27 protein-coding genes are annotated in these 25,305 nt (G+C 71.3%); 11 read left to right on the forward strand and 16 right to left on the reverse strand.

The genetic code is table 11. From position 1 onward, the window contains the following. Positions 1-920 (reverse strand): D-alanyl-D-alanine carboxypeptidase family protein (locus LB823_RS16835; RefSeq protein ID WP_224649031.1); only part of this gene is annotated, 920 nt, incomplete at its 3' end. Between the two features lie 31 nt (positions 921-951). On the opposite strand from LB823_RS16835, the gene LB823_RS16840 reads away from it, so the two are divergent. The 4 genes from LB823_RS16840 (at position 952) to LB823_RS16855 (ending at position 4,523) form a co-directional block, all read left to right on the forward strand. After that, complete coding sequence (locus tag LB823_RS16840; protein WP_224649033.1) at positions 952-1,809, forward strand: sucrase ferredoxin; 858 nt, start codon at positions 952-954, stop codon at positions 1,807-1,809. A gap of 26 nt (positions 1,810-1,835) precedes the next feature. Beyond that, positions 1,836-2,309, forward strand: coding sequence for a nitroreductase/quinone reductase family protein (locus tag LB823_RS16845; protein WP_224649035.1), 474 nt, complete (start codon positions 1,836-1,838; stop codon positions 2,307-2,309). Between the two features lie 119 nt (positions 2,310-2,428). Then, the gene (locus LB823_RS16850) at positions 2,429-3,010 is read left to right on the forward strand and encodes a PadR family transcriptional regulator (RefSeq protein ID WP_224649037.1); all 582 of its coding nucleotides are present in this window, start codon (positions 2,429-2,431) and stop codon (positions 3,008-3,010) included. After that, the gene (locus LB823_RS16855; RefSeq protein ID WP_224649039.1) at positions 3,000-4,523 is read left to right on the forward strand and encodes a DHA2 family efflux MFS transporter permease subunit; all 1,524 of its coding nucleotides are present in this window, start codon (positions 3,000-3,002) and stop codon (positions 4,521-4,523) included. The genes LB823_RS16850 and LB823_RS16855 overlap by 11 nt, the downstream gene beginning before the upstream one ends. On the opposite strand, the gene LB823_RS16860 is transcribed toward LB823_RS16855, so the two are convergent. Then, complete coding sequence (locus LB823_RS16860) at positions 4,520-5,092, reverse strand: TetR/AcrR family transcriptional regulator (RefSeq protein WP_224649041.1); 573 nt, start codon at positions 5,090-5,092, stop codon at positions 4,520-4,522. The two genes, LB823_RS16855 and LB823_RS16860, sit on opposite strands and share 4 nt — an antisense overlap. Positions 5,093-5,163: 71 nt before the next feature. On the opposite strand from LB823_RS16860, the gene LB823_RS24115 reads away from it, so the two are divergent. Then, a complete protein-coding gene (locus tag LB823_RS24115) occupies positions 5,164-6,132 on the forward strand; it encodes a DUF2867 domain-containing protein (RefSeq protein WP_224649044.1) in 969 nt (322 codons plus the stop codon). Here the strand turns inward: LB823_RS24115 and LB823_RS16870 are convergent. From LB823_RS16870 to sdhC, 9 genes are all read right to left on the reverse strand, one after another. Continuing rightward, entirely contained in the window at positions 6,125-6,895 is a 771-nt protein-coding gene (locus LB823_RS16870) for an ABC transporter permease (protein ID WP_224649046.1), read from the reverse strand. The two genes, LB823_RS24115 and LB823_RS16870, sit on opposite strands and share 8 nt — an antisense overlap. Beyond that, a complete protein-coding gene (locus LB823_RS16875; protein WP_224649048.1) occupies positions 6,892-7,686 on the reverse strand; it encodes an ABC transporter ATP-binding protein in 795 nt (264 codons plus the stop codon). Before LB823_RS16875 ends, LB823_RS16870 begins: the two co-directional genes overlap by 4 nt. Before the next feature lie 28 nt (positions 7,687-7,714). Beyond that, the gene (locus LB823_RS16880) at positions 7,715-8,560 is read right to left on the reverse strand and encodes a DUF4097 family beta strand repeat-containing protein (RefSeq protein WP_224649050.1); all 846 of its coding nucleotides are present in this window, start codon (positions 8,558-8,560) and stop codon (positions 7,715-7,717) included. Positions 8,561-8,665: 105 nt separating this feature from the next. Further along, positions 8,666-9,178: a histidine kinase gene (locus LB823_RS16885; protein WP_224649053.1), complete on the reverse strand. Its 513-nt coding sequence runs from the start codon at positions 9,176-9,178 to the stop codon at positions 8,666-8,668. Between the two features lie 94 nt (positions 9,179-9,272). Further along, positions 9,273-10,433 carry an SGNH/GDSL hydrolase family protein gene (locus tag LB823_RS16890; protein ID WP_224649055.1) on the reverse strand — a complete coding sequence of 387 codons (1,161 nt, stop codon included), beginning with the start codon at positions 10,431-10,433 and terminating at the stop codon, positions 9,273-9,275. Positions 10,434-10,513: 80 nt separating this feature from the next. Next, positions 10,514-11,281 carry a succinate dehydrogenase iron-sulfur subunit gene (locus LB823_RS16895; protein WP_224649069.1) on the reverse strand — a complete coding sequence of 256 codons (768 nt, stop codon included), beginning with the start codon at positions 11,279-11,281 and terminating at the stop codon, positions 10,514-10,516. After that, positions 11,281-13,032, reverse strand: coding sequence for a succinate dehydrogenase flavoprotein subunit (gene sdhA / locus LB823_RS16900; RefSeq protein WP_224649071.1), 1,752 nt, complete (start codon positions 13,030-13,032; stop codon positions 11,281-11,283). The genes LB823_RS16895 and sdhA overlap by 1 nt, the downstream gene beginning before the upstream one ends. Positions 13,033-13,057: 25 nt before the next feature. Next, entirely contained in the window at positions 13,058-13,525 is a 468-nt protein-coding gene (locus LB823_RS16905; RefSeq protein ID WP_068522412.1) for a succinate dehydrogenase hydrophobic membrane anchor subunit, read from the reverse strand. A gap of 14 nt (positions 13,526-13,539) precedes the next feature. Beyond that, positions 13,540-13,947, reverse strand: a complete 408-nt coding sequence (gene sdhC / locus LB823_RS16910; protein ID WP_068741624.1) for a succinate dehydrogenase, cytochrome b556 subunit — start codon at positions 13,945-13,947, stop codon at positions 13,540-13,542. Between the two features lie 241 nt (positions 13,948-14,188). Here sdhC and LB823_RS16915 point away from each other — a divergent pair, with 241 nt between their 5' ends. Together LB823_RS16915 and LB823_RS16920 are read left to right on the forward strand one after the other, a co-directional pair. Next, positions 14,189-14,602 carry a cytidine deaminase gene (locus tag LB823_RS16915; RefSeq protein WP_224649073.1) on the forward strand — a complete coding sequence of 138 codons (414 nt, stop codon included), beginning with the start codon at positions 14,189-14,191 and terminating at the stop codon, positions 14,600-14,602. A 5-nt stretch (positions 14,603-14,607) separates the two neighbouring features. After that, positions 14,608-15,906: a thymidine phosphorylase gene (locus LB823_RS16920; RefSeq protein WP_224649076.1), complete on the forward strand. Its 1,299-nt coding sequence runs from the start codon at positions 14,608-14,610 to the stop codon at positions 15,904-15,906. On the opposite strand, the gene LB823_RS16925 is transcribed toward LB823_RS16920, so the two are convergent. Then, positions 15,903-16,829 (reverse strand): D-2-hydroxyacid dehydrogenase family protein, encoded by a 927-nt coding sequence (locus LB823_RS16925; protein WP_224649078.1) that lies wholly within the window; start codon positions 16,827-16,829, stop codon positions 15,903-15,905. The two genes, LB823_RS16920 and LB823_RS16925, sit on opposite strands and share 4 nt — an antisense overlap. 5 nt (positions 16,830-16,834) lie before the next feature. After that, positions 16,835-17,329, reverse strand: a complete 495-nt coding sequence (locus LB823_RS16930) for a MarR family winged helix-turn-helix transcriptional regulator (protein ID WP_224649080.1) — start codon at positions 17,327-17,329, stop codon at positions 16,835-16,837. A gap of 107 nt (positions 17,330-17,436) precedes the next feature. On the opposite strand from LB823_RS16930, the gene LB823_RS16935 reads away from it, so the two are divergent. The 4 genes from LB823_RS16935 (at position 17,437) to LB823_RS16950 (ending at position 22,303) form a co-directional block, all read left to right on the forward strand. After that, positions 17,437-19,101, forward strand: coding sequence for a DHA2 family efflux MFS transporter permease subunit (locus LB823_RS16935; RefSeq protein WP_224649083.1), 1,665 nt, complete (start codon positions 17,437-17,439; stop codon positions 19,099-19,101). An 86-nt stretch (positions 19,102-19,187) separates the two neighbouring features. Further along, positions 19,188-20,447, forward strand: a complete 1,260-nt coding sequence (locus tag LB823_RS16940) for a sensor histidine kinase (protein ID WP_224649085.1) — start codon at positions 19,188-19,190, stop codon at positions 20,445-20,447. A gap of 66 nt (positions 20,448-20,513) precedes the next feature. Then, a complete protein-coding gene (locus LB823_RS16945) occupies positions 20,514-21,140 on the forward strand; it encodes a response regulator transcription factor (RefSeq protein ID WP_224649087.1) in 627 nt (208 codons plus the stop codon). A 44-nt stretch (positions 21,141-21,184) separates the two neighbouring features. Further along, positions 21,185-22,303, forward strand: a complete 1,119-nt coding sequence (locus tag LB823_RS16950) for an adenosine deaminase (protein WP_224649089.1) — start codon at positions 21,185-21,187, stop codon at positions 22,301-22,303. Between the two features lie 39 nt (positions 22,304-22,342). Here LB823_RS16950 and LB823_RS16955 read toward each other — a convergent pair whose 3' ends face one another. The 3 genes from LB823_RS16955 to LB823_RS16965 all read right to left on the reverse strand — a co-directional run bounded on the left by LB823_RS16955 (position 22,343) and on the right by LB823_RS16965 (position 25,244). Continuing rightward, complete coding sequence (locus LB823_RS16955; RefSeq protein WP_224649091.1) at positions 22,343-23,707, reverse strand: primosomal protein; 1,365 nt, start codon at positions 23,705-23,707, stop codon at positions 22,343-22,345. A gap of 62 nt (positions 23,708-23,769) precedes the next feature. Next, complete coding sequence (locus LB823_RS16960; RefSeq protein ID WP_224649093.1) at positions 23,770-24,933, reverse strand: C40 family peptidase; 1,164 nt, start codon at positions 24,931-24,933, stop codon at positions 23,770-23,772. Continuing rightward, positions 24,930-25,244 carry a hypothetical protein gene (locus LB823_RS16965; protein WP_224649095.1) on the reverse strand — a complete coding sequence of 105 codons (315 nt, stop codon included), beginning with the start codon at positions 25,242-25,244 and terminating at the stop codon, positions 24,930-24,932. Before LB823_RS16965 ends, LB823_RS16960 begins: the two co-directional genes overlap by 4 nt. Positions 25,245-25,305 lie beyond the last annotated feature (61 nt).

Here is a 25,305-nt window from a genome sequence, read left to right on the forward strand (position 1 = left end):
CCCGGACAGAGCCCGCCGCCGGCCCCCACCTCGGTGGCGCCGTATCCGATCGTCAACGAGAACCGCCTGCTCACCGACTTCCCCGGCGCGGTGGTCGGCACCGGCGGGTGGCCGGGGAACGTGACCTGCTTCGTCGATGCGATGCGCACGAACCGCTCGTCCTGCAGCGCCGCCCGCAGGAGGAGCGCCATGTCGTACGGGCTCGAGCTCATGCCGGGGCCGTCGAGGCCCGACGGTGACGCGGTCCGCGTATCGCGCGCGCCGAGGGACTCGGCCAGCGTGTTCATCTTCCGCAGGGTCGCGTCCACGCCGCCCAGCTGCCGCGCCAGGGCGTGCGCGGCGTCGTTGCCGGACGCCAGCAGGAGGCCCTCGAGGAGCTGCTCGACGGTGTAGCGGCCGCCGACGTTCACGCCCGCGCCGTTGCCCTCCTGCGCGGCGTCCTCGACGGTGCCCTCGACCACCGTCGTGAGGTCGAGATCGCGCAGCGCGACCTGCGCGAGCAGCACCTTGATCGTGCTCGCCGGCCGGTACCGGCCGTGCGGATCCTTCGCCGCGACGACGGTGCCGTCGGTGACGTCCGCGATGAGCCAGCCGGCGGAGTCGATGCCGGGCGGGACGGGCGGCGCACCGTCGGGCACGACGACGCCGCACCCGCCCAGCTTCGCGCCCCCGACGGGCGGGTCCGGCACGGCGAGCGGCGTGGGGCTCGGTTGCCCGGGCTTCGGGACCTCGGACTCGTCGACGGCGGGCGGCGGGACCTGCTTGTGCGGGCAGGCGTCGGTCACCAGGGTCTTCGCCGCGGGGCCGGGCGTGGGCGACGGTGCAGGGCCGGGCGTCGCGGCGGCCGGGGCGGCGAGTGCGCCGAGCAGGCCGGCGGTCGCGAGGACACGGCCCGCGGTGGTCAGAGTGCGCGCGATCATCGCGCTCATCGTAGTCCGCTACGGTGGCGGAATGACGGAGCGTTGTTCGAGTTTCACCGACGAGCCGCTCCCCGGGACCGCGACCACCGAGACCGGCTGGCTGTGCATCGAGAACGAGTCCGGGTGGGGCCGCGACCCGTTCTCGGGCGAGACCTTCGCGCCGGAGGTGGGCGAGGCCGTCGAGCGGTTCGCGGAGTCCCGGGGCCTGCGGGTGCTGCTGATCCGCCGGCCCGGCCGCGCCGGGGGCTTCCGCGGGCGGATGCGGGTCTTCGTGGCGAACTCGGTGCCGGGGGAGACCGCGCTGCGGATGTTCACCGTGGCCGACTACGCGGAGATCCCCGCACTGCCCCTCGACGACCCGTCCGCGGGCGAGCCCGCGGGACCGATCGCCCTGGTGTGCACCAACGGCAAGCGCGACGTCTGCTGCGCCGTGCTCGGGCGGCCGATCGCGGCGTCGCTCGCGGGCTGTTACGCCGATCCGGTGGTGTGGGAGTGCTCCCACACCGGCGGGCACCGCTTCGCGCCCGTGCTCATCGTGCTGCCCGCCGGCCACACCTACGGCCGGGTCACCGGAGCGCAGGCGAAGGAGGCGCTCGACGCCGCGCGCGCCGGCCTCGTCGCCACCGCCGGGCTCCGCGGCCGCTCGTCGATCCCGCCCGCCGAGCAGGCCGCCGAGGTCGCGGTCCGCGAGCTCCTCGGGCCCGTCGCGCCGGACGTCCTGCGCACCGGGTCCGACGGTGCCGCCGTCACCGTCCGGCACGAGGACGGACGCGCGTGGACGATGACGGTGACGCCGGAGGACCTGCCGCCGCGGATGATGTCGTGCGGGAAGAAGCCCTCGCCCGCGCGGGCCTGGCGCGTTTCCGCGCGCATAGCGGACGGAAACTGACACCAATACCCGCAAGACTCGTGGGTATGACTGAGAAGACACCGGAAGCGGGCTCGTACGACGACCCCGAAATGCCGTGGAACACGCTGACCGAGGAGACCATCGGCGACTGGAACCGGAACGTGATCGCCGAGTTCCGGGCGAACGACGGCGTCGTCGGCGGCGCCTACGAGGGCGGAGCGCTCCTCCTGCTCACCACGACCGGCGCGAAGTCCGGGCGGCCGCACACCGTGCCGCTGGGACCGCTGCACCGCGGCGAGCAGATGTACGTCAGCTCCTTCATCGAGAAGTCCTACCCGGCGTGGTGGCACAACGCCCGCAAGAACCCCGAGGTCACCGTCGAGATGGGCGCGCGCACCGTCGCCGCGACGGCCCGCGTCCTCGAGGGGGAGGAGTACGCGGAGTTCGCCGCCTGGGCGCTCGCGGACAACCCCGACCTCGCGGCCTTCCAGGCGACCGTCGACCGTCCGATCCCGCTGGTGACGCTCACACTGCACTGATGTGAGCGGAGTCACGCGGGGAGTTCGTCCCGTTTCGGGCGTATTCCCCCGATCCGAATATTCCATGTGGAGTATTTGGCGGGTAGCGTGACCGCCGAGCGTGCGATCGGAGGTGGGACATGGCTCGAGAACGGGCACTGACCCCGCTGGCGATCGCGGCGCTGGCCCTGCTCACCGAGCGGGACATGCACCCCTACGAGATGTTCACGACGATGACGGAGCGCCGCGAGGATCTCGTGGTCAAGCTCCGTGCCGGCTCCCTGTACCACTGCGTGAATCGGCTGGCGGAGGACGGGCTGGTGACCGAGATCGGCACCGATCGCGACGGCAACCGCCCCGAGCGGACCACCTACGCGATCACCGCCGCGGGCCGGGAACGGTTGCAGGACACCGTCGCGGCTCTGCTCGCCGAGCCCGCCGAGGAGTACCCGAGCTTCCCGCTCGCCGTCTCCGAGGCGCACAACCTGGACCGCGACCGCGTGCGCGGGCTGTTCGCGGCGCGGCTGTCGCGCCTCGAGGCCGACGTGGCCGCGATGCGGGAGGGGCACGCCCGCGCCCTGGGGCACGCCGCCGAGGTGCACCTGCTCGACCTGGACTACCTGATCGCGATGCGCACCGCCGAGGCCGACTGGCTGCGGCGCACCGTCGAACGACTCGACGACGAGACCCTGGAATGGAAGGCGACCTGTCATGACGAATGACGCGACCGCGAAGCAGTACGACCCGGGCGCGCTGCCGGGCCTGCCGTCCGGCTACCGGCCCTGGCCCGCGCTGTGGGCGCTCGTCGTGGGCTTCTTCATGATCCTCGTGGACTCGACGATCGTCTCGGTCGCGACCGACGCGATCTGGATCGACCTCACGAACGGCACCGACCTCAACGGCGTCATCTGGGTGACCAGCGGTTACCTGCTGGCCTACGTGGTGCCGCTGCTGCTGGCCGGCCGCCTCGGCGACATGTACGGACCCAAGCGTCTGTACCTGGCCGGCCTCGTCGTCTTCACGCTGGCATCGGCCTGGTGCGGCCTCTCCGGCTCCATCGGCATGCTCATCGCGGCCCGCGTCGTGCAGGGCCTGGGCGCCGCGCTCATGACCCCGCAGACGATGGCCGTCATCACCCGCACCTTCCCGCCGAACAAGCGCGGCACCGCGATGGCGCTGTGGGGCTCCGTCGCCGGCGTCGCGATCCTCGTCGGCCCGCTGGCGGGCGGCGTGCTCGTCGACCGGCTCGGCTGGGAGTGGGTCTTCTTCGTCAACGTGCCCGTGGGCATCGCTGCCTTCATCGCCGCCGTGATCCTCGTGCCGAACCTGCCGACCCACAAGCACAAGCTCGACATCCCCGGCATCGTGCTCAGCGCGCTCGGCCTGTTCCTGCTCACCTTCGGTCTGCAGGAGGGGCAGAAGGAGGATTGGTCGGCCGGCATCTGGACGATGATCGTCGGCGGCCTCGCGCTGCTCGTCGCCTTCGTGTGGTGGCAGACCAAGGCGGCCGAGCCGCTCATGTCGCTGACCCTGTTCAAGGACCGGAACTTCTCGCTGGCCAACGCCGCGATCGCCTGCATGGGATTCTCCGTCACCGGCATGTCGATCCCGCTCATGCTCTTCGCGCAGAAGTCCATGGGGCTCACGCCCACTCGCTCGGCGCTGCTGCTCATCCCGCTGGCCGTGATCTCCGGGGCCCTGGCGGCCCCGTCGGGCAAGCTGGCCGACAAGGTGCACCCCAAGTACCTCACTGGATTCGGCTTCGCGGCGAACGCGGCGGCCCTGTTCTGGCTGGCCCTCGTCGCGCACGACACCACGCCGGTGATCGGCATCCTGGCCCCGATCGGCCTCATGGGCGTCGGCAACGCCTTCATCTGGGGTCCGCTCGCCGCCACCGCGAACCGGAACCTGCCGCTGCCGCTGGCCGGCGCGGGGTCCGGCGTCTACAACATGACCCGGCAGGTGGGCGCGGTGCTCGGCAGCGCGGCGGTCGGAGTGCTCATGCAGCACGAGATCGAGGACAAGATCGCCGCCGCCACCGGCCACGCGCAGGGTGGCGCGATGGCCACCGGTGCGCTGCCGCAGTTCCTGCGCGGGCCCTTCGCCGACGCCATGGGCTCGACGATCCTGCTGCCCGCCGCCGCACTCGTGGTCGCCTTCGTGGTGGTGCAGTTCTTCGCGACGCCCACGCACCAGAAGGCCGCGGCGCAGAAGGTGCCCGCGGAGCAGGTCTAGGGGCGCGGCGCCAGGAGTTCGCCGAGGCGCGTGAGGTGGGCCGTCCACGCGGCGCCCTCCGGCAGGGTCGACGGTGCCGCCGCCGCCAACTGGGCGTGGCCCAGGTACAGCGCGACGGCGGCCACGGCGCTGCTGCGCGCCGCCTCCTCGTCGAGCCCGGCGGCGCGGTAGAGCCCGGCGACGTGGTCGACGCGCCGCTCGGTGACCCGGGCGACCGCGGCGCCCACGCTGGGGTCGTCGACGGCCGCGAGCAGCGCCAGTTCGAGTGGCTCGCCGATGCTGCCGAAGACGATTTCCAACAGCTCCGCCAGGCGCTCGGGCGCTGCCGGTGCCGCGCTGGTGGCGGCGATGACGGCGTCGGTGTGCACCTTCTCCCACGTCTCCATCGTGCGGTCCAGGAGCGCGCGCCGGTTCGAGAAGTGCCAGTAGAAACTGCCCTTGGTCGCGCCGAGGCGTTTCGCGAGGGGCTCGACCGCGGCCGCGTCGAGGCCGCCCTCGGCGATCGCCTGCAGCGCGGCGCCGGTCCAGTCGTCCGCGGTGAGTCGTCGTCGAGGGCTGGATCCGTCCATCACAATACGGTACCGTATGGAAACCATACGCAACCGTACGGAGGTGTCCCGTGGCCGGTCGGATCCATAACGTGCACGAGCGGATCGTCGGGGCGCCGGCATCGGCGCTCGCGCCGCTCCTGGACCGCCTCGGCGGCCCCGACGACGTGCTGTGGCCCGCGCCGGCGTGGGAGCCGATGATCCTCGACGGACCGCCCGTCGTCGGCGCCGACGGCGGCCACGGCCCCATCCGCTACCGGGTGGTGGACGCCGAACCGGGACGCCGGATCCGCTTCGCCTTCCACTCCACACCGGGCATCACGGGACACCACGAGATCTCGCTGGAACCCGTCGCCGACGGCCGTACTCGGGTGCGGCACGTCCTGGACTGCCGGACCGAGGGCGCCATGCGGATCCTGGGGCCGCTCCTCCTGGTGCCCCTCCACGACGCGGTGCTCGAGGACCTGCTCGACGACGCCGAGCTGGCCGCCACCGGTTCGGTCACGCGGCCGGCGCGATGGTCGGCGTGGGTGCGGATGCTCCGCACCGTCGATCTGCCCGCGGTCCGATGTGTCGACGTCCCGGACGGCGCCGTGCTCGCCCGGCGCTCGCTCGCGGAACAGTCCGGGCGGCCCGGTGCCCTGGTGGACGCCTTCGCCGTACCGGTGTGGCGGGGATTCCCCACGGATCCGCAGGCCTGGGCCGATGCCACGTTCCGCGACCTGCCGGGCTGGGTGCGCGCGGCGTTCGCCGTACGGCAGGCCGTGGCGCTCCTGGTGGGCATCGATCGCGGGGAGCGGGAGGACTTCTTCGCGACGCGCGAGCGGTCCGGGACCGAGGTGCTGCTGGGCGGGGACCCCGGCCACCTGCGATTCCGGGCCTCGGTCCTCGTGGCCGACGGTGCCGTGACCCTGACCACCGTTTCGGCGCCGTCGACCGCGAAGGGCCGGGCGTACCTCGCCGTGGTGCGGCGCGTGCACCCGGCCGTGATCCGCGCGATGCTGCGCCGCGCGCATCGGCGCGCGGCGCAGCAGGGGCGGATCGGGCTGGGCGTCAGCTGATCCGGCGGCGGTAGGCGAGCATCGCCCCGCCGTAGGCGACCACCAGGATTCCGGTGCACCAGGCGAGGGCCGAGACCAGGTCGGCGGTGTCGACCGGGCGCTCCGCCAGCAGCGCCGAAATCGTGTTGACGATCGAGGTCACCGGTTGGTTCTCGGCGAAGGCGCGCACCGGCCCGGGCATGGTGTCGGTGGGTACGAAGGCGGAGCTGATGAACGGCAGGAAGATCAGCGGGTAGGAGAACCCGGTCGCGCCGTCGACGGACTTCGCCGTCAGACCGACGGCCACCGCGATCCAGGTGAGCGCCAGGGTGAACAGCGCCAGTATGCCGGCGACGCCGAGCCAGGCGAGCGGGCCCGCCGAGGAGCGGAAGCCCATGATCAGCCCCACGCCGATGATGATCAGCACGGTGATCGCGTTGGCCACCATCGACGTGAGCACGTGCGCCCACAGCACCGACGAGCGCGCGATCGGCATCGACTGGAAGCGCTCGAAGATCCCGCCCTGCATGTCGTTGAACAGCCGCAGCGCGGTGTAGGCGATGCCGGAGGCGATGGCCATCAACAGGATTCCTGGCAGTAGGTAGTTCACGTAGTTCTCGTCGCCGGTGCTGCCCTTGATCGCCCCGCCGAAGACGTAGACGAACAGGAGCATCATCGCGATCGGCGTGATCGCGGTGGTGACGATGGTGTCGACGCTGCGGGTGATGTGCTTGAGCGAACGGCCCAGCAGTGCACTGGTATCGGAGACGGCGTAGGTGGTCATGATCGGTCCTCGGTCGTGGTGGGGGTGTCGGTGCGGGTTCCGGTGAGGGCGAGGAAGATCTCCTCGAGCGTGGGCTGCTTCTCGACGTACTCGACCTTCGCCGCCGGCAGCATCCGCTTGAGCTCGGCGAGTGTGCCGTCGGCGATGATCCGCCCGTCGCGCAGGATGGCGATCCGGTCGGCCAACTGCTCGGCCTCCTCCAGGTACTGGGTGGTCAGCAACACCGTCGTGCCGCGATCGGCGAGCTCCTTGACGATGTCCCACACGTCGATCCGGGCCTCCGGGTCGAGGCCGGTCGTGGGCTCGTCGAGGAAGATCACCGCGGGATCGCCGATCAGGCTCATGGCGATGTCGAGGCGCCGGCGCATGCCGCCCGAGTAGGTGCCGACCTTCCGGCCTCCGGCGTCGGTGAGGCGGAAGCGGCTCAGCAACTCGTCGGCGACGGCGCCGGGATCGCTCTGGTGCCGCAGCCGCGCCACGAGTACGAGGTTCTCGCGCCCGGTGAGGATCTCGTCGACGGCGGCGAACTGGCCGGTGAGACTGATGGATTCGCGTACCTGCTGCGCCTCGGAGGTCACGTCGTAGCCGTGCACGACGGCGCTGCCGGCATCGGGGCGCAGCAACGTCGACAGGATGCTGACCAGCGTCGTCTTGCCCGCGCCGTTCGCGCCGAGGAGGGCGAAGATGCTGCCGGGGACGACGGCGAAGTCGACGCCGCGGAGCACCGGCAGGTCGCCGTAGGACTTCTCGATGCCGCGGACCTCGATGGCCGCGGTGGTGGTGATGGTCATGGTGTTCTCCTGGTCGTCGGAGGCGCGCTCAGCGGGCGCGCCGGATGTCGATGTCGCCGAACTTGGCCCGTGCGCGCACCGCGACGTGGTCGCCGGTGGTGGAATCAGGGAGGCTCTCCTCCAGGTGGTTGCGGACGCGACCCTCCTTGGAGGACAGGTCGAGCCAGGCGGGGACGCCTTCTGCCACAGCGACGGTGAGCTTGCCGTAGCTGCTCTCCACGTCGACGACGCCGGCGGAGACCTCGTGCAGGGAGATGGCGCCGTAGGCGGTCTTCGCCGTGACGGACCCGGTGGAGCGGTCGATGTCGAGATCGCCGTAGGAGAGGTTGGCGTCGACGCCGCCCAGCGCCTCGCCGATGCGGATGCTGCCGTGGGAGGCCTTGAGCACGGCGTCGGCGGCGACGGAATCGATGCGGATCTGGCCGTGGTCGGCGGTGATCTCCGCCGAGCCGTCGACCGCGCGGGCCGTGGCGTTCCCGTGCCCGGCGCGCAGCCACAGGTCGCCCGTCGCATCCAGTTCGACCATGCCGGTGGTCGCCTTGATGCGGGTGGCGCCGAGGCGGCCCTCGGTGCGGACGCCGCCGACGGCGCTCTCGGCGGTGAACCGGGAGCCGGCCGGCAGCTCGACGGTGACGTCCACCGACTCGCTCGGGCCGAACAGGCTGAACTTCGGCTTGGGGCCGACCACGGTGAGCCGGGCACCGTCGAACTCGACGCGCGTGGCCTCGGCGGCGCGCCGGTCCGCCGCCTTGTCGGGAGAGCTGGGGGAGACGGTCACGACGGCGTCCGTGCGGTCGCTCGCGATCACGTCGATGTCGCCGACCTGCAGGTTGACTGCGAGGTCGATGGGCTCGGGGGTGGGGAAGACGGGCATGGTGGGACCTTTCGAAGGGTGCGCTCGGCCGACCCCGCGGGGCGCGGGGTTCTCGTCGGGCTGTGCGGTTGTGGTGTGTTCGGAGGGGGATCGGGCGGGGAGGGGTCAGCGCGCCCAGCCGGCGAAGTCGTCGCCGGTGCGGAGCGCGCGCTGGGCGGTTCGTCGTTTGCGCGGGGCGAGCGCGGCCGCGACGGCCCGCACCAGCCAGGTGTTCACGGAGACGCCGTCGGCCGCGGCGGCCTCGTCGACCTGCGACTTGAGGACGTCCGGGAGGCGCAGTGTGGTGCGCGAGCTGCTGGTGTCGTCGAAGTCGACGCCGGTCGCGGTGGTCGCGTCCTCGTCCTGCTCCGCGCGCGCCGCGGCGACGACGAACTCGACGTCGCGGCCGCGCAGGCGCAGGTCGACGGAGCCGGGCACCAGGTCGCGGGTGATCTCGCCGGTCGCGGCGGACAGCGCGTCCAGCAGGACGAGTCGGGTGGCGGCGTCGAGGCCGGAGGCGAGGCGCTCCGCGGAGGCGCGGGCGTCGTCGACGCCGTTGTCCCCGGCATCCGTGAAGTCGCGTTCGGCGGCGGCGATGAGCTGACGCTGGAGGTCGCTGACGAAGGGGGTGATGTCCATGGCGTCAACTATGACACCACCATGGTGTCACGTCAACAGCGATAGGCGAGAAACATGAGAATCGCCAGGTGAATCATGGTGTCACGGTGGTGTCCTATGGTGTGAAGCCGCCGCCCGGGCCGAAGGCGAGCTCGCCGAACCGGGTGCCGATCAGGGTGTGGGTGGGCCCGTCGGGGTGCAGTTCGTCGGGGAGCGGCAGGCGGCCGTAGTCGTCCGCGCCGTACAGGGCGCGGCCGTCGAGGAGGTGCAGGTTCGGGTCCTCGGCGGACCGCTCCGCGACGATGCGCCCCAGCTCCTCGCGGATGACGGTCAGCGTGAGCTTCCCCGCGCGGACCTCGGCGGGATCCCCGGTGGCCTCGAAGCGCAGGCCGTCGGCCGACGGCACGGGCATCACCGGGCCGGGTGTGTGCTCCTGGATCGGGCAGAGGATGGGGGAGATCACGAGCAGCGGCGTTCTCGGGTGGCCGTCGCGGATCGTGTCGAGGAAGCCGTGCACGGCGGGGGTGAAGGCGCGCAGCCGCATCACGTCGGCGTTGACGACGTTGATGCCGAGCTTGAGGCTGATCAGGTCGGCCGGGGTGTCGCGGATCGCGCGGGCGACGAACGGATCGAGGAGCGCGCTGCCGCCGAAGCCGAGGTTGATCAGGTCGACGCCGGCGGCCGCCGCGGCGATCGCCGGCCACGTCCCGGTCGGATGAGTGGCGTTGGAACCGTGGCTGATCGAGCTGCCGTGGTGCAGCCAGAGGCGATCGCGGGGCGGCTGCGGGCTCACCGGGGCGTCCGTGCGCAGCGCGATCAGCTCGGTGATCTCGTTGTGGGGCAACCAGATCTCGACGTCCTTCTCGCCCCCGGGCAGGTCCGCGAATCGCGCGGTGCCGGAAGGGCCCTCGGTGAGCTCGGCCTCCTGCGTCACCATGTCGATGACGGTGTCGACGTTCCCGCCCGGCACCGTCGTACGGGCGACCAGGCCGCCGTCCACGACGAGGTCGTAGACACCGTCGGGCAGCGGCGGGTGGCCGGCGTACGCGCGCTTGGTGGGCAGGGTCTCGAGCTCGATGACGGTGGCGGCGGTCCGGAGGACGAGGCGCACGCCCGAGGGCTGCGCCTCCGCGGAGGCGAGCCGCGCGTCGGGGATCCGGCGGCGGGCCTCGGCGGGGAGGCGGTGCGGAAGGAGGCCGCGGGCCGTCCGCTCGAGGTCGAGGTGCCCGCGCAGCAGGGTCTCGTCGATCGGGGTGCTGATCAGGCTCGGGGCCACCGGCGGTCCTGTCGTCGGGAGTGAGAAACGCCCCGGACCTCGGGTGAGGTCCGGGGCGTTTCCGGGCTGCAGTAAAGGTTCTAGCGGCTGAACAGGAGGGCGCGCTTGACCTCCTGGATGGCCTTCGTCACCTGGATGCCGCGGGGGCACGCGTCGGTGCAGTTGAAGGTGGTGCGGCAGCGCCAGACACCGTCGACGCCGTTGAGGATCTCCAAGCGCTCGGCGGCGCCCTCGTCGCGGCTGTCGAAGATGAAGCGGTGCGCGTTCACGATGGCCGCGGGGCCGAAGTACGAGCCGTCCATCCAGTACACCGGGCAGCTGGTGGTGCAGCAGGCGCAGAGGATGCACTTGGTGGTGTCGTCGAAACGCTCGCGGTCCGTAGGGGACTGGATGCGCTCGCGGGTCGGCTCGTTGCCGGAGGTCATCAGGAAGGGCTTCACGGCGCGGAAGGCGTCGAAGAAGGGCTCCATGTCGACGACGAGGTCCTTCTCCACGGGCAGGCCGCGGATGGGCTCGACCGTGACGGTGATCTCCTTGCCCTCGACGAGGAAGTCCTTCATCAGCATCTTGCAGGCGAGGCGGTTGACGCCGTTGATGCGCATGGCGTCCGAGCCGCACACGCCGTGGGCGCAGGAGCGGCGGAAGGTCAGGGTGCCGTCGAGGTAGCCCTTGATGTACAGCAGCAGGTTCAGGAAGCGGTCCGAGGGGAGCGCGGGAACCCGGTAGCTCTGCCAGCCGGCCGCGTCCGGGTCCTCCGGGTTGAATCGGTAGACCTTGATCGTGACCATCGTGGAGCCGGGCGGAACGGGCGGCTGCACGGACGCGGGGGTGTCAACTGCGGCGGTCATCAGTACTTACGCTCCATCGGCTCGTAGCGGGTCTGCACGACGGGCTTGGTGTCGAGACGGATCCCGGACTCCAGGCCCTCGCCCTCCTTGTACGCCATGGTGTGCACCATGAAGTTCTCGTCGTCGCGGTTGGGGTAGTCCTCGCGGGCGTGGCCGCCGCGGGTCTCCTTGCGGTTGAGGGCGCCGACGACGGTGACCTCGGCCAGCTCGAGCAGGAAGCCCAGCTCGATGGCCTCGAGCAGGTCGCTGTTGAAGCGCGTGCCCTTGTCGGTGACGGTGACGTGCTCGTAGCGCTTCTTGAGGGCGCGGACGTCCTCGAGGGCCTGCGAGAGGGTCTTCTCGGTGCGGAAGACGGCGGCGTTGTTGTCCATCGTCTGCTGCAGCTCGGTGCGGATCGCCATGACGTTCTCGTTGCCGTGGTCGCTGAGCATCGAGGCGACCCACTTCTCGACCATCTCCGAGGGGTTCTCGGGCAGCGGCACGAAGTCGTGCGTCTTGGCGTACTCCGCGGCGGCGATGCCGGAGCGGCGGCCGAAGACGTTGATGTCGAGCAGCGAGTTGGTGCCGAGGCGGTTGGCGCCGTGCACGGAGACGCAGGCGCACTCGCCGGCGGCGTAGAGGCCGGGGACCACGTTCGTGTTGTCGCGCAGCACCTCACCGTGGATGTTGGTGGGGATGCCGCCCATGACGTAGTGGCAGGTGGGGTACACGGGCACGAGCTCGGTGACGGGGTCTACGCCGAGGTAGGTGCGCGAGAACTCCATGATGTCCGGCAGCTTGGCCATCAGGGTCTCCTCCGGGATGTGCGTGACATCCAGGAGCACGTAGTCCTTGTTCGGGCCGGCGCCGCGGCCCTCGAGAACCTCGAGCACCATCGAGCGGGCGACGATGTCGCGGGGCGCGAGGTCCTTGATGGTGGGGGCGTAGCGCTCCATGAAGCGCTCGCCGTCGACGTTGCGCAGGATGCCGCCCTCGCCGCGGACGCCCTCGGTGATGAGGATGCCCAGGCCCGCGAGGCCCGTCGGGTGGAACTGGTGGAACTCCATGTCCTCCAGGGGCAGGCCCTTGCGGAAGACGATGCCCATGCCGTCACCGGTGAGGGTGTGGGCGTTGGAGGTGGTCTTGTACATGCGGCCCGAGCCGCCGGTGGCGAAGATGATCGCCTTGGCGTGGAAGACGTGGATCTCGCCGGTGGACAGCTCGTACGCGACGGCGCCGGTGGCGACGGGCCCGTCCTCGGTCTCCGTCAGCGCGATGTCGAGGACGTAGAACTCGTTGAAGAACTCCACGTCGTGCTTGACGCAGTTCTGGTACAGCGTCTGCAGGATCATGTGGCCGGTGCGGTCCGCGGCGTAACAGGCGCGGCGCACGGGGGCCTTGCCGTGGTCACGGGTGTGGCCGCCGAAGCGGCGCTGGTCGATCTTGCCCTCGGGGGTGCGGTTGAAGGGCAGGCCCATCTTCTCCAGGTCGAGCACCGCGTCGATGGCCTCCTTGGCCATGATCTCCGCGGCGTCCTGGTCGACGATGTAGTCGCCGCCCTTGACCGTGTCGAAGGTGTGCCACTCCCAGTTGTCCTCCTCGACGTTGGCGAGGGAGGCGCACATGCCGCCCTGCGCCGCGCCGGTGTGGGAGCGGGTGGGGTAGAGCTTGGTGAGCACCGCGGTGCGGGCGCGGGGGCCGGCCTCGATGGCCGCGCGCATACCGGCGCCGCCGGCACCGATGATCACCACGTCGTAACGATGTTCCTGCATGATGCGGGTCAGTCCTTCCTGGCCGTTACTGGGCGGTGGGCACGGAGGCCGGTTCGAACGAGAGGAGCGCGTACGAGCCGAGGCCGACCACGAGGATCATCGACAGCACGAGCAGGGTCTTGAGCCAGAACCGCGTGCGGTCCTTGCGGGCGTAGTCGTCGATGATCACGCGCAGGCCGTTGCCGCCGTGCAGCTGGGCGAGCCACAGCATCGTGATGTCCCAGATCTGCCAGAAGGGGCTGGCCCAGCGCTGCGCGACGAAGGCGGCGCTGATCCGGTGCACGCCCTGGCTGTCCAGCGCGAGCATGATGAAGACGTGCCCGAAGACGAGCACCAGGAGGGCGATGCCCGAGAAGCGCATGAACAGCCAGGCGTACTTCTCGAAGTTGCCGGACGCCGGACGGTGCGGCGAGCGCGGGTTGTCGAGCGAGGCGGGGCGGTCGTACTGCTTGAGCAGCGTCTTGGCGAGCTTGGGTTCGTTCGCGGTAGTCATATCTCTGCGTCCCCCTATGCGTGCGAGATCATGATGTAGAGGAGACGCGCGGCCATTCCGGCGCCGGTGATGAGGAAGACCGTCCAGACGGCGATGGACATCGCCTTCTGGTACTGCACACCCTTGCTCCAGAAGTCCACGAGGATCACGCGGACGCCGTTGAGGGCGTGGAACAGGATGGCCATGACGAGGCCGATCTCGAGCAGACCGATGATCGGCGTCTTGTACGTCTTGATGATCGCGTCGTACGCCTCGGGATCGATGCGGATGACCGCGGTGTCGAGGACGTGGACGAACAGGAAGAAGAAGATGGTGACGCCGCTGATGCGGTGCAGCACCCAGTTCAACATGCCCGGATCGCCCTTGTAGAGGGAGACGCGGCGCGGCTCCTCGGCGGCCGCCACCTCGGTACTACTGCTCATCGAGTCCTGCCTTCGACATCGTTTCTTGGATACGGTCGAACGGAGGTCGGCGAAAGGACTCTGAGCCCTCGCGTCGGCGCCGTTCGCGACGTATACCTGAACCCACGCCTTGACCTTAAACCCACCGGAATGTGGAATCGAAACCACGGTCCCGATGTGTTGGGGCCGAACAGATTTAGTTAGGTATGCCTGACCGAAATTGACCCGGAATCAACAAGCCTCCGGAAGGGAGTGATCGGCTGTGTCCTACATCGACTGGGAGGCATTGCGGCGCACCGCCGTCGACGCCATGGGGCACGCCTACGCGCCCTATTCGAAGTACCCCGTCGGGGCCGCCGCGCTGACGGACGACGGCCGCGTGGTGTCCGGATGCAATGTGGAGAATGTCTCATACGGACTGACCCTCTGCGCGGAGTGCGGCCTCGTGAGCGCGCTCCATTCCACGGGCGGCGGGCGACTGCTCGCCTTCACGTGCACCAACGCCAACGGCGACGTCCTGATGCCCTGCGGGCGGTGCCGCCAGCTCCTCTACGAACACGGCGGTGGCGAGCTCCTGATCGACCACCGCTCCGGCCCGGTGCCCCTGAGCCGGCTGCTGCCCGACGCCTTCGGGCCCGACGACCTCGACGAGGTCGCCCACGACGAGAAGAGGTAGACCACATGACCGAAGTGTTCGACGCCGTCTCCATCATCGCCGCCAAGCGCGACGGCAAGGCCCTCACCGACGGCCAGATCGACTGGGTGATCGACCGGTTCACCTCCGGCGAGGTCGCCGACTACCAGATGTCGGCGCTGGCCATGGCGATCTTCCTCAACGGAATGGACCGCCCCGAGATCGCGCGCTGGACCGCGGCCATGATTGCCAGCGGCGAGCGCATGGACTTCTCCGGCCTGCGCCGCGACGGCCGCCCGCTCGCCACCACGGACAAGCACTCGACCGGCGGCGTGGGCGACAAGATCACCCTGCCGCTGACCCCGCTCGTCGCGTCGTACGGCGTCGCCGTGCCGCAGCTCTCCGGCCGCGGCCTCGGCCACACCGGCGGCACCCTCGACAAGCTGGAGGCGATCCCCGGCTGGCGCGCCGACCTGACCAACGAGCAGATGTTCGACCAGCTCGAGAAGGTCGGCGGCGTGATCTGCGCGGCCGGATCCGGGCTCGCTCCGGCCGACAAGAAGCTCTACGCGCTGCGCGACGTCACCAGCACCGTCGAGGCCATCCCGCTGATCGCCAGCTCGATCATGAGCAAGAAGATCGCCGAGGGCACCGCCTCGCTCGTGCTCGACGTCAAGGTCGGCAAGGGCGCGTTCATGAAGGCCGCCGAGCAGGCGCGCGAGCTCGCCGAGACGATGGTCGCGCTCGGCCACGACTCGGGCGTGAACACCGTCGCGCTGCTCACGGACATGTCCACCCCGCTGGGCCGCACCGCGGGCAACGGCCTCGAGGTCGCCGAGTCGCTCGAGGTCCTGGCCGGCGGCGGACCGTCGGACGTGGTGGAGCTGACGCTCGCGCTCGCGCGGGAGATGCTCACCCTCGCCGGCGTCGACGCGGACCCCGCCGAGCACCTCGCCAACGGGAAGGCGATGGACAGCTGGAAGGCGATGATCGCGGCGCAGGGCGGCGACCCCGACGCGCCGCTGCCGGTCGCACAGCACACGCGCACCGTCGCCGCGCCCGCCTCGGGCGTGCTCACCGAGCTCGACGCGATGGGCGTCGGCATCGCCGCCTGGCGCCTGGGCGCGGGCCGCGAGCGCCAGGGCGAGCCCGTGCAGGCCGGGGCCGGGGTCACCTGGCACGCGACCGTCGGCGACCGGGTCGTCGAGGGCGAGCCGCTGTTCACCCTGCACACCGACACCCCGGAGAAGTTCGACGGTGCCGTCGCCGCCCTGGACGGCGCCGCCGTCATCGGCGAGTCCGCGGCGCCCCGCGGTTCGCTCGTGCTGGACCGGGTGACCGTCTAGGGATTCATGACGCGGACGGGGGCGCCCGCGAGATAGGCGCGGACGTCCTCGGCCGCGTCCGCGTAGAAGGTCCGGTACTGCTGCTCGGTGACGTAGCCGACGTGCCCGGTGAGGACGGAGTTCGGCAGGTCGCGGATCGGGTCGTCGGCGGGGAGCGGCTCGGTGTCGAAGACGTCGAGGGCGAGGCGGATGTCGCCCCTGCGCGCCGCCGCCGCTGCCGCCGGGGTGTCGAGGACGCCCGCCCGCGAGGTGTTGACGAGGAGTGCGCCCGGCTTCATCCGGGCGATGTCGGCGGCGCCGACGATGCCGCGCGAGCGCCCGGAGAGCACGTAGTGGATCGTGACCACGTCGGCGCGCGCGAACAGCTCCTCCTTGCTCACGGCCGTCGCCCCGACCTCGGCGGCCTTCTCTGCGTCGATGTTGCTCGACCAGGCGATCACCTCCGCCCCGAAGGCGTTCGCGACCCGGGCGACGCGCCGCCCGAGCCCGCCCAGGCCGACGATGCCGAAGGTGCTCTCGTGCAGTTCCTTCCCGACGGTGCTCTGCCACCGCCCGGCGCGGATGTTCGCGTCCTCGGCCGGCACGTGCCGCAGCGCCGCGAGGATCAGCGCCCAGGTGTGCTCGGCGGCAGCCGCGGGTCGGTACCCGGTGTGGCACACGGTGATCCCGAGTTCCGATGCGGCGGCGAGGTCGATCGCGGCGTTGCGGCGGCCCGTCGACACCAGGAGTCGGAGGTCGGGGAGCGAGCGGAGCGCCTCGGCGGGGAAGCGGGTGCGTTCCCGCATGGCGACGACCCCGTCGAACCCGGCCAACTGGCCGGCGACGTCGGTGAGCGGCTCCGTGAAGACGGTGACGTCGAGGCCGGAGAAGTCGCCGTACTCGCGGGAGACGTCCTGGTAGTCGTCGAGGATCGCGATGCGCATGGGTCTCAGGGTAGTGCGCGCGGGGCGGGTTCGACGGGGCGCTCGAGGTGGCCGTTCGTGGCGATCAGCATCGCGTCGAGGAAGCCCTGGAAACGCTCCAGCTCGGCCGCGGAGTAGCGCGCCATGACGGCGCCGACCTCGACGCCGAGCGGGCTGAAGAACTCGTCCGCGAGCGACTGGACCTCGGGGCCGCTGCGCAGCGTCACCACGCGGCGGTCGGCGTGCTCCCGGGTGCGGACGACGTGGCCGGCGCGCTCGAGCCGGTTCAGGACCGCGGTGGTGGCGGGGTGGGACCTGCCGATCCGCTCGCTCAGCCGGGCCGGCGAGATCGGCGTGCCGCTCTCCTCGGCGGACAGGATCTCGAGGAGGGCCTCGGCGTCGGTGGAGTGCAGGCCCAGCCAGGCTGCGAACTTGCGGCTGAGCTCGCGGAAGGTCGCGCCGTAGCTGCGCAGCGACTCGGCGAGCCGCTCCTGTTGACCCGGTTCGACCCGGTCGCTCATCTGCCCCTCCTGCGGTCGGCCCACGACGCCGACCCGTCTCGGTTGACAACCTACCGCGCCCGATCTAGTTTCTTGATGGAATTATTCCACAATGGAAGAAGGTTGCCATGGAAGGCTCGCCACAGGGTGTCGCCACGGGGGAAGTCGTGCCGACGCGGCGGCAGTGGATCGGCCTGCTGGCGATCGCGCTCGGCGTCGCGCTGATCGTCGTCGACACCACGATCGTCAATGTGATCAACCCGTCAATCATCGCCGACCTCGGAGCAGGATCCACTGCGGCGCAGTGGATCCAGGAGTCGTACGCGATCGTCTTCGCGGCGCTGCTCCTGGTCGTCGGTCGCGTCGCCGACATCCACGGAGCGCGCCGGGTGTTCACCGCGGGCGTCGTGGTCTTCGGCGTCAGCAGCATCGCGGCCGGGATCGCCCCGGGGACCGAGGTGCTCATCGTCGCGCGGTTCGTGCAGGGCGCCGGTGCTGCGATGATCCTGCCCACCTCGCTCGCGCTGCTCAACGCCACCTTCACCGGCAAGGCCCGCGGCCAGGCGTTCGCGATCTGGGGATCCACGATCGGGGCCGCAGCGGCCCTGGGGCCCTTGCTGGGCGGTTGGCTGGCCGAGCACTTCTCCTGGCGCTGGGCCTTCGGGATCAACGTGCCGCTGGCGGTGCTGATCATCGTCGGCGTCGTACTCTGCGTCGATCGCGCGCCGCGCGTCGCCGGGCGGTTGGACGCCCTCGGGGCGATCCTCTCCGTCGCCGGACTGGGTCTTCTCGCCTTCGGTCTGATCGAGGGCCGCACCTACGGATGGTGGACCGTCACCCGTCCGCTGGACGTCGCCGGCCGCCACTGGGCGAGCGGACCGTCGCCCGTGCTCGTCGCGCTCGTGCTGAGCGCGCTCGCGATGACCGGCTTCGTCGCTCGACAGGTGCTGCTGCGCCGGCGCGGCGACGTGGACAAGGCCCTGATGGACCTGCGGCTGTTCTCGATCGCCTCGTTCCGCAACGGCAACGTCGCGACGCTCATCATCGGCGTCGGGGAGTTCGGCATCATCGCGGTCCTGCCCCTGTGGCTCCAATTCACGCTGGGCTACACCGCGATGCAGTCGGGCCTGCTCCTGGTCCCGATCGCCGTCGGCAGCTTCGTCGCCAGCGGTGCGAGCTTCGGCCTGGCGGACAAGAACGTCACGCCCCTCGCGATGCTGCGGCTGGGCCTGGCCTTCGAGGTCGTCGGCCTCGCCGGCCTCGCGTTCGTCGCCGCGACGGACACGAATTGGTGGGTGCTCTCGCTGGTCCTCGCGCTGTACGGCGTCGGCGTCGGCTTCGCGACCGCGCAGGTCACGAACGTCGTCCTCGCCGACGTGCCGGCGAGTGAGGACGGCCAGGCCGCGGGCATCCAGAGCGCGTTCCGGCAGCTCGGCTCCGCCCTGGGCATCGCGATCCTCACCACCGTGTTCTTCACCGCGCTGAGCTCGCGGTCGGAGACCTACCTGACCGACCATGGGATGGGTCCCGAGCAGGCTGACGCGCTGTCCGGCACGCTCGCGGACAGCGCCGGCGCCGCGATCGGCGGTTTCGCCGCCGATCCGTCTACCGCCGTCGTGGCGGACGCAGGCCGCAGCGCGATGACCGACGGCATCATGGTGGGCGGCTATGTCGCGGCGGCCTTCGTTCTGCTGGGCCTGGTCGCGTCCCTGGTGATCCCGCCGATGACCGGCGAGGTAGGCGACGACGACGGGAGCGGCGCGAAGGACGCCCGCCCGCACGTCGCCGCCTGATCCGGCGGAGGGTAGTGCTGGCACCACCCCGGATTCTCCGGCTGGGGCCAGGGACTCGCGCCCGCGGCGTGCATAGCGTCTACGGCATGATCGATTACGTGACCCCGTCCCCGGCGCAGTCCGAGCCCGCGCGCGGCGCGCTCGCCGCGCCACTCCGCGAGCCGCTGCGCTTCCTGACCACGTCCGCGCCCTGGCGCGGCCTGGCCTATTTCGCCGGATCGATGATCGTCGGGTGGGTGCTCTTCTTCCTCTACGTCGTGGTGGTGCTGCTGCCCTTCGCGCCGGCGTGGTCGTACGGGCTGGCGAAGCTGGAGCGCCTGCGGGTCACGTGGTTGGGGGCGCAGGCCATCGGAGACCCGCACCCGCCGGTGTCCGGCAACCTGTCCACCCGCGCGGGCGCACGGCTCGGCGAGCGCGCGACCTGGCGTGAGGTCGCCTACTCGCTGCTGCTGGCGGTGCTCACCCCGATCGTCTTCCTCGGCGCGGTGATCGGCTGGACGATCGGCGGCGGGCTCGTGATCGCGCCCTTCCTCGACGGCGAGGTCAACGTCATGGGCACGGCGATCGACAGTGTCGTCAGCCAGGCGATCTGGGGCGCGATCGGCGCGGTGATCTGTGCGGCGGGGCTCTACATCACGTACGCGGTCTCGGTCGCGCAGGCCGCCACCGCGCGCCTGTTGCTCGGTCCCACCGAGGAGGAGTTGCAGCGCCGCGTCAGCGTGCTCGAGGCCTCGCGGGGCGTGCTCGTCCACTCCTTCGAGGGCGAGCGTCGCCGGATCGAGCGCAACCTCCACGACGGCCCGCAGCAGGACCTCGCGAGCCTGTCGCTGCAGCTCGGCGAGCTGCAGCAGAGCCTGCCGGACACCGCCGACGAGGCCCTGCGCGGCCAGGTGTCCGAGGCGCAGGCCCGGCTCGAGCGCGCCATGGCGGGCCTGCGGGACACCGTCCGGGGCGTGCACCCGCAGGTGCTCGACGACGCCGGCGTCGAGGCCGCGTGCGCGGAGCTCGGCGGCGCGATCCGGGTGGACGTGACCGCGGGCGAGGGCTGGACGCCCGGCCGCCGCCTGCCCGCGGAGATCGAGCAGGCCATGTACTACACCGCCAGCGAGGCCGTCACCAACGCGATCAAGCACGGGGGCGCGAGCACGGTGCGGATCACGTTCGCGGCGGGCGCGCTCGGGGTGTCGATGACGGTGATGGACGACGGCACGGGCGGGGCGGATCCCGCCGGCGGTACGGGCCTGGCCGGGCTGATCGAGCGGGCCGAGTCCATCGGCGCGACGCTGACGGTGCTGAGCCCGCCCGGAGGTCCCACCACGCTCTACTGGGCGAAGGCGGTGTCGTAGGCTGCCCGCGATGCGGATCGTATCGCTGAGGACAAGGCACGTGCGGACGGAAGGCGGCTCGTCGTAGTGCGGATCCTGATAGCCGAAGACTCCGTGCTGCTGGCCGAGGGACTGCAGCGGATCGTCGAACGGGCCGGCCACGAGGTGGCCGGCCTGCTCGGCGATGCCGACGCGCTCCGAGCGATCGATCCCGGCACCGTCGACCTCGTCCTGACGGACGTCCGGATGCCGCCCGGCCACGGCGACGACGGATTGCGGGCGGCGCTGGACCTGCGGGCCGGCCGCGCGGGCCTGCCGGTGCTGGTGCTGTCCCAGTACGTCGCCGCCGCGTACGCGCGGCGGTTGCTGGACTCCGGCGGCGGCGTGGGCTACCTGCTCAAGGAGCGGGTCGGGCGCGTGGACGACTTCCTCCGGGCTCTCGATACCGTCGCGAGCGGGGGAGTGGTGGTGGACCCAGAAGTGATCTCCAAGATGTTCACCCCGACGGTGCTCGACCGGCTCACGCCCCGCGAGGGCGAGGTGCTCGCGCTCATGGCGGAGGGCCGCAGCAATGCCGATATCGCTGCGGCGCTGGTGGTCTCGGACGCGGCGGTGGCCAAGCACGTGGCGAACATCTTCGCCAAGCTGGATCTGCCTCCGGAGGAGGGGAACCGCCGCGTCCGAGCCATCCTCACCTATCTCACGGAGCGATAGCCGCGCCGACCGTGTTACGCGCCGGTAGCCGGTACCTTGACCCTATGGCGAATCCCGTTGGCCCCACCCCCATCGACCTGCAGGCCCTGCGCCGCGCGCCCAAGGTGCTGCTCCACGACCATCTCGACGGCGGGCTGCGTCCCGCCACCGTCCTCGAGTTGGCCGCGGAGACCGGCTATGCGAACCTCCCCGCCACCACCGAGCCCGAGCTGGCCGCGTGGTTCCGGGACGCCGCGGACTCCGGCTCGCTGGTGAAGTACCTGGAGACCTTCGAGCACACCGTCGGCGTGATGCAGACGCCCGAGGCGCTGGCCCGCGTGGCGCGCGAGTGCGCGGAAGATCTCGCGGCCGACGGCGTGGTCTACGCCGAGGTGCGGTTCGCGCCCGAGCAGCACCTGGAGGGCGGGCTGTCGCTCGACGAGGTGATGGAGGCCGTGCTCGCGGGCTTCGCCTCGGGCGAGTCGGCGGCGCGCACCGCGGGCCGCCCGATCGTGGTGCGCTGCCTCGTGACCGCGATGCGGCACGCGGCCCGCTCGCGTGAGATCGCGGAGCTGACGGTGCGCTGGCGCGACCGCGGCGCCGTCGGCTTCGACATCGCCGGCGCGGAGGCGGGCTTCCCGCCCAGCCGCCACCTCGACGCGTTCGAGTACATGCGGGACCACTCCGCCCCCTTCACCATCCACGCGGGCGAGGCCTTCGGGCTGCCGTCCATCCACGAGGCGCTGGCCTTCTGCGGCTGCGACCGCCTGGGCCACGGCGTCCGCATCGTCGACGACATCGCGGGCGTCGAGCCGGGATCCACCGACTTCTCCGGCGCGGTCCTCGGCCGGGTCGCAGCGCGGGTGCGGGACGCGCGGATCCCGTTGGAGCTGTGCCCCAGCTCCAACGTGCAGACCGGCGCGGTCGCCTCGATGGAGGAGCATCCCTTCAACCTGCTGGCGCAGTTGCGTTTCCGCGTCACCGTCAACACCGACAACCGGCTCATGAGCGACACCACGATGAGCGCGGAGATGCTCAAGCTGGTCGAGACCTTCGGCTACGGCTGGACGGACCTGCAGCGCTTCACCATCAACGCGATGAAGTCGGCGTTCCTGCCCTTCGACGAGCGGCTCGCGATCATCGACGAGGTGATCAAGCCCGGTTTCGCGGTGCTGATCGGCTGACGCCGGGGTGCCCCGCGGCGGTGGCGCCGCGGGGTCCGGTCACTTGGAGGTGAGCCGGTCCTCGAAGTCGTGCTCGAGCGCCCGCCACGCCTCGGCCTCGTTGTCGAACGGGCCCGACGGGGCCAGCCGGCGCGGCTGCGGGTCGAGCGCGTAGGAGACGAAGAAGCCCAGCGGAGTGGTGGGGCGCAGCGCTTCCCGCACCGAGGCGTCGTCCGCGAAGTCGGCCGAGTCCAGCAGCAGCTCCACCGCGAGGTCCAGCTGATCGCGGTCGATGCGCCGCGGACCGTCGGCGATGTCCTCGCCGATCCCGGGCAGCACGTAGACGTTGTCGTCGTAGACCTCGATCTCCAGCGAGCCGTCGGTCGCGGCCACGCGCACCTCGTCGAAGGTGGAGACCGACGAGAGGTCGGTGTCGTCGTCGTCCGCGAGGTACCGGGCCAGCGCGCCCTCGGAGTCGAAGACGTAGATCTTGCCCTTGCGGCCCAGGAAGACCGGGCTGTCGTCGAGGTAGCAGCGCAGCGTGTAGTACTCGCCCGTGGAGGTGATGATCTTGATCGGGTCGATGCCGACCTGACCCCAGAAGGAATCGTCATCCTCCTCGTCCTCGAAGTCCTCGTCGGCGCTCTTCGCGAGCGTCACCCCGTCGTCGGCGCCGGCTTCGTCGCCCTCGTACTCGTCGTCGCCCTCGTACTCGTCGTCGTCCTCGTCCAGGTCGTCGGTGTCGAGACCCGGCACGTCGTCGAGGTCGTCGTCGAGGTCGTCGTCCAGATCCGCTGCGTCGGCGGCGAGCGCGGCGGCCTTCTCCTCGGCCTCCGCGAGCTCCTGCTCGGCGGCCTCGGTGAGGGTGGCGGACACCTTCGGCGCGCTGACGACGCCCTCGATCGCGTCGATCACGTCGTCCCACTTGCGGCTGATGATCTGGCCGACCTTGTGCCACATCTCCGCGCCCTCGCGGCCCTCGAAGTTGCGGGTGCCGATGCGCACGGTGCCCAGCACCGGGTTGCCGTTGAAGAACTTGGTGACGTCGATCAGCTCGCACACCTCGCCGATGAGGCCGACGATCTCGAGGGTGTCCTCGAGCTCGGCGATCACCTCGGGGGTGGGCTCCTCGGCGGCGAGTTCCGGCACCGAGATCAGGTCGAAGCTACGGTCGTCACGCGGGACGAAGGCCTCCGCCGGCAGGGTGGTCAGGGCCTCCCAGGCCGGGTGGTCGTCCAGGTCGTTCGCCTTGCCGCTGCGGGCGAAGGCGACCAACTCGGCGACCGACGAGAAGCCGTACAGATCCTCGTCGAGGCCCAGGAAGGCCTCCCATTCGTCCTCCCCGTCACGCCACCGCGGTGCCCACAGGGTGTACACCGGGCCGTCGGTGAGGCCGAGCTCGATCGGGACGATGTCAGACGCCATGGCGCCCAGCGTAGTGCACCGGGCCGCCTGCGCGTCGGCTGGAGGATCCGACCGCACGGGGCTCAGCCCGTCGGGCGGAAGAAGCCGTAAAACTGCTGGCCGATGTTCTCCGTGCGGATCGCGGAGATCTGCACCGGATCGCCCGCTTCCACCATGCGTCCGTCGCCGATGACCATCGCGACGTGGCCCTCCCACACCGCGAGGTCGCCGGGCTGCAACTGGCCCGCGCTGACCGCGGCGCCGACGCCCTGCTCGTTGGCGAGCCGCGGCAGCTCGATGCCCGCCTGCCGGTAGGCCCACTGCGTGAACCCGCTGCAGTCCAGGCCGACTCCGGGCGTCGTCCCGCCCCACGAGTAGGGCACGCCCAGCTGCGTGAGCGCGGCCTGCACCGCGGCGGCGGCCTTCGCGTTCGGGGCCTTCACCACCGTGCCGTCGGGCAGCCGCACGTCGTAGCCGCCCTTGCCGTCGGCGGTCACCGTCGCCCCGGACCGGCGCGAGGCGGACACCGTCTTCGCCCCGGAGCCGCGGCCCGAGCCCGAGCCGCCCCGGTTCGCGGACGTGAGCGCGGAGGTGAGCCCGCTGACGGGGGAGGCTCCGCCGCCCGAGCCGCCTCCGGACCCCGAGCCGGTGCCGGTCGGGGAGGAGGTCGACGGGGTCGCGGTCGCGGTCGTCGAGGCGGGCGTCGTCGCCGCACCGCCGTCGACGGTGGCGGGCGCGGTCGGGGTGCTCTCCGCCAGCCCGGAGACCGTGCCGGTCTCGCCGTCGAGCTCGTCGCGGACGGACCGCAGCACGTCGAGCGCCTGCTGTAGGTGATCGGCCGCCAGCGTGAGCACCGCGATCAGCCCGGTGGGGTTGAGCAGCGTTGGATTCGCGGCCTCGGCCTTGCTCACGAAGGAATCGAGGACGGCCTGCAGCCGCGTTCGGCCCTTGCTCACCACCCCGGCGGCGGTCGTCACCGACTCGCGGATCGCGCCACTGTGCTGCGACAGGGCCGCCGCGGCGGTGCCGCCGGTGCCGATCGTGCGCTGGGCGGTCGTCGCATCCACGCCCGTCCACGCGCTGCCGACGCTGACCGTCGCCGAATCCGTCTGCGCGCTGACCCGGGCCAGTTCGGCCTCCACCGCCCGGATCGCCGCGTCGACCCCCGCGACCGAGAGGTCGCCGGTGCCGAACGTGTCGAGCAGGGCCCGCAGCGGCGCCGCCAGCGCCGCGACGATGCCGCTCACGACGCACCCAGCAACCCGAGCAGCGCCCCCGCGCCGCCCCCGTCCGTGGCGACCGCCGAGGCCACCGTCCGCGCCGCGCCGGCGGAGGCCGAGGTGTAGAACGCGGCTAGGCGCGTGACCTCGGCATCGGTCGCCGTGACGGCGCCCAGCAGCTCGGCCAGGTAGTCGCCGCCGATCAGTCCGAAGACCGGTGTGAGCGCCGCGGCCGAGACGGCGCCCGCTCCCGCGGCCCCCGCCACCGACGTGGCCAGCGAGCCCAGTTCGGTCCCCGCCGCCGTCACCGCGCTCGTCGTCATCAGAAACGGTTCCATCGCAATACCCCCTCATTGATTGGACGCCTCAGGGTCCCGAGCGGTTCCCGATACGCTGACC

This window comes from Tsukamurella sp. M9C (assembly GCF_020169415.1).
Taxonomy (GTDB): Bacteria; Actinomycetota; Actinomycetes; order Mycobacteriales; family Mycobacteriaceae; genus Tsukamurella.

Coding starts and splice junctions, on each gene's coding strand:
- LB823_RS16840 (WP_224649033.1), top strand. CDS start 952: ATGACGGAGCGTTGTTCGAGTTTCACCGACGAGCCGCTCCCCGGGACC.
- LB823_RS16845 (WP_224649035.1), top strand. CDS start 1,836: ATGACTGAGAAGACACCGGAAGCGGGCTCGTACGACGACCCCGAAATG.
- LB823_RS16850 (WP_224649037.1), top strand. CDS start 2,429: ATGGCTCGAGAACGGGCACTGACCCCGCTGGCGATCGCGGCGCTGGCC.
- LB823_RS16855 (WP_224649039.1), top strand. CDS start 3,000: ATGACGAATGACGCGACCGCGAAGCAGTACGACCCGGGCGCGCTGCCG.
- LB823_RS16860 (WP_224649041.1), bottom strand. CDS start 5,092: ATGGACGGATCCAGCCCTCGACGACGACTCACCGCGGACGACTGGACC.
- LB823_RS16870 (WP_224649046.1), bottom strand. CDS start 6,895: ATGACCACCTACGCCGTCTCCGATACCAGTGCACTGCTGGGCCGTTCG.
- LB823_RS16875 (WP_224649048.1), bottom strand. CDS start 7,686: ATGACCATCACCACCACCGCGGCCATCGAGGTCCGCGGCATCGAGAAG.
- LB823_RS16880 (WP_224649050.1), bottom strand. CDS start 8,560: ATGCCCGTCTTCCCCACCCCCGAGCCCATCGACCTCGCAGTCAACCTG.
- LB823_RS16885 (WP_224649053.1), bottom strand. CDS start 9,178: ATGGACATCACCCCCTTCGTCAGCGACCTCCAGCGTCAGCTCATCGCC.
- LB823_RS16895 (WP_224649069.1), bottom strand. CDS start 11,281: ATGACCGCCGCAGTTGACACCCCCGCGTCCGTGCAGCCGCCCGTTCCG.
- sdhA (WP_224649071.1), bottom strand. CDS start 13,032: ATGCAGGAACATCGTTACGACGTGGTGATCATCGGTGCCGGCGGCGCC.
- LB823_RS16905 (WP_068522412.1), bottom strand. CDS start 13,525: ATGACTACCGCGAACGAACCCAAGCTCGCCAAGACGCTGCTCAAGCAG.
- sdhC (WP_068741624.1), bottom strand. CDS start 13,947: ATGAGCAGTAGTACCGAGGTGGCGGCCGCCGAGGAGCCGCGCCGCGTC.
- LB823_RS16920 (WP_224649076.1), top strand. CDS start 14,608: ATGACCGAAGTGTTCGACGCCGTCTCCATCATCGCCGCCAAGCGCGAC.
- LB823_RS16925 (WP_224649078.1), bottom strand. CDS start 16,829: ATGCGCATCGCGATCCTCGACGACTACCAGGACGTCTCCCGCGAGTAC.
- LB823_RS16930 (WP_224649080.1), bottom strand. CDS start 17,329: ATGAGCGACCGGGTCGAACCGGGTCAACAGGAGCGGCTCGCCGAGTCG.
- LB823_RS16935 (WP_224649083.1), top strand. CDS start 17,437: ATGGAAGGCTCGCCACAGGGTGTCGCCACGGGGGAAGTCGTGCCGACG.
- LB823_RS16940 (WP_224649085.1), top strand. CDS start 19,188: ATGATCGATTACGTGACCCCGTCCCCGGCGCAGTCCGAGCCCGCGCGC.
- LB823_RS16950 (WP_224649089.1), top strand. CDS start 21,185: ATGGCGAATCCCGTTGGCCCCACCCCCATCGACCTGCAGGCCCTGCGC.
- LB823_RS16955 (WP_224649091.1), bottom strand. CDS start 23,707: ATGGCGTCTGACATCGTCCCGATCGAGCTCGGCCTCACCGACGGCCCG.
- LB823_RS16965 (WP_224649095.1), bottom strand. CDS start 25,244: ATGGAACCGTTTCTGATGACGACGAGCGCGGTGACGGCGGCGGGGACC.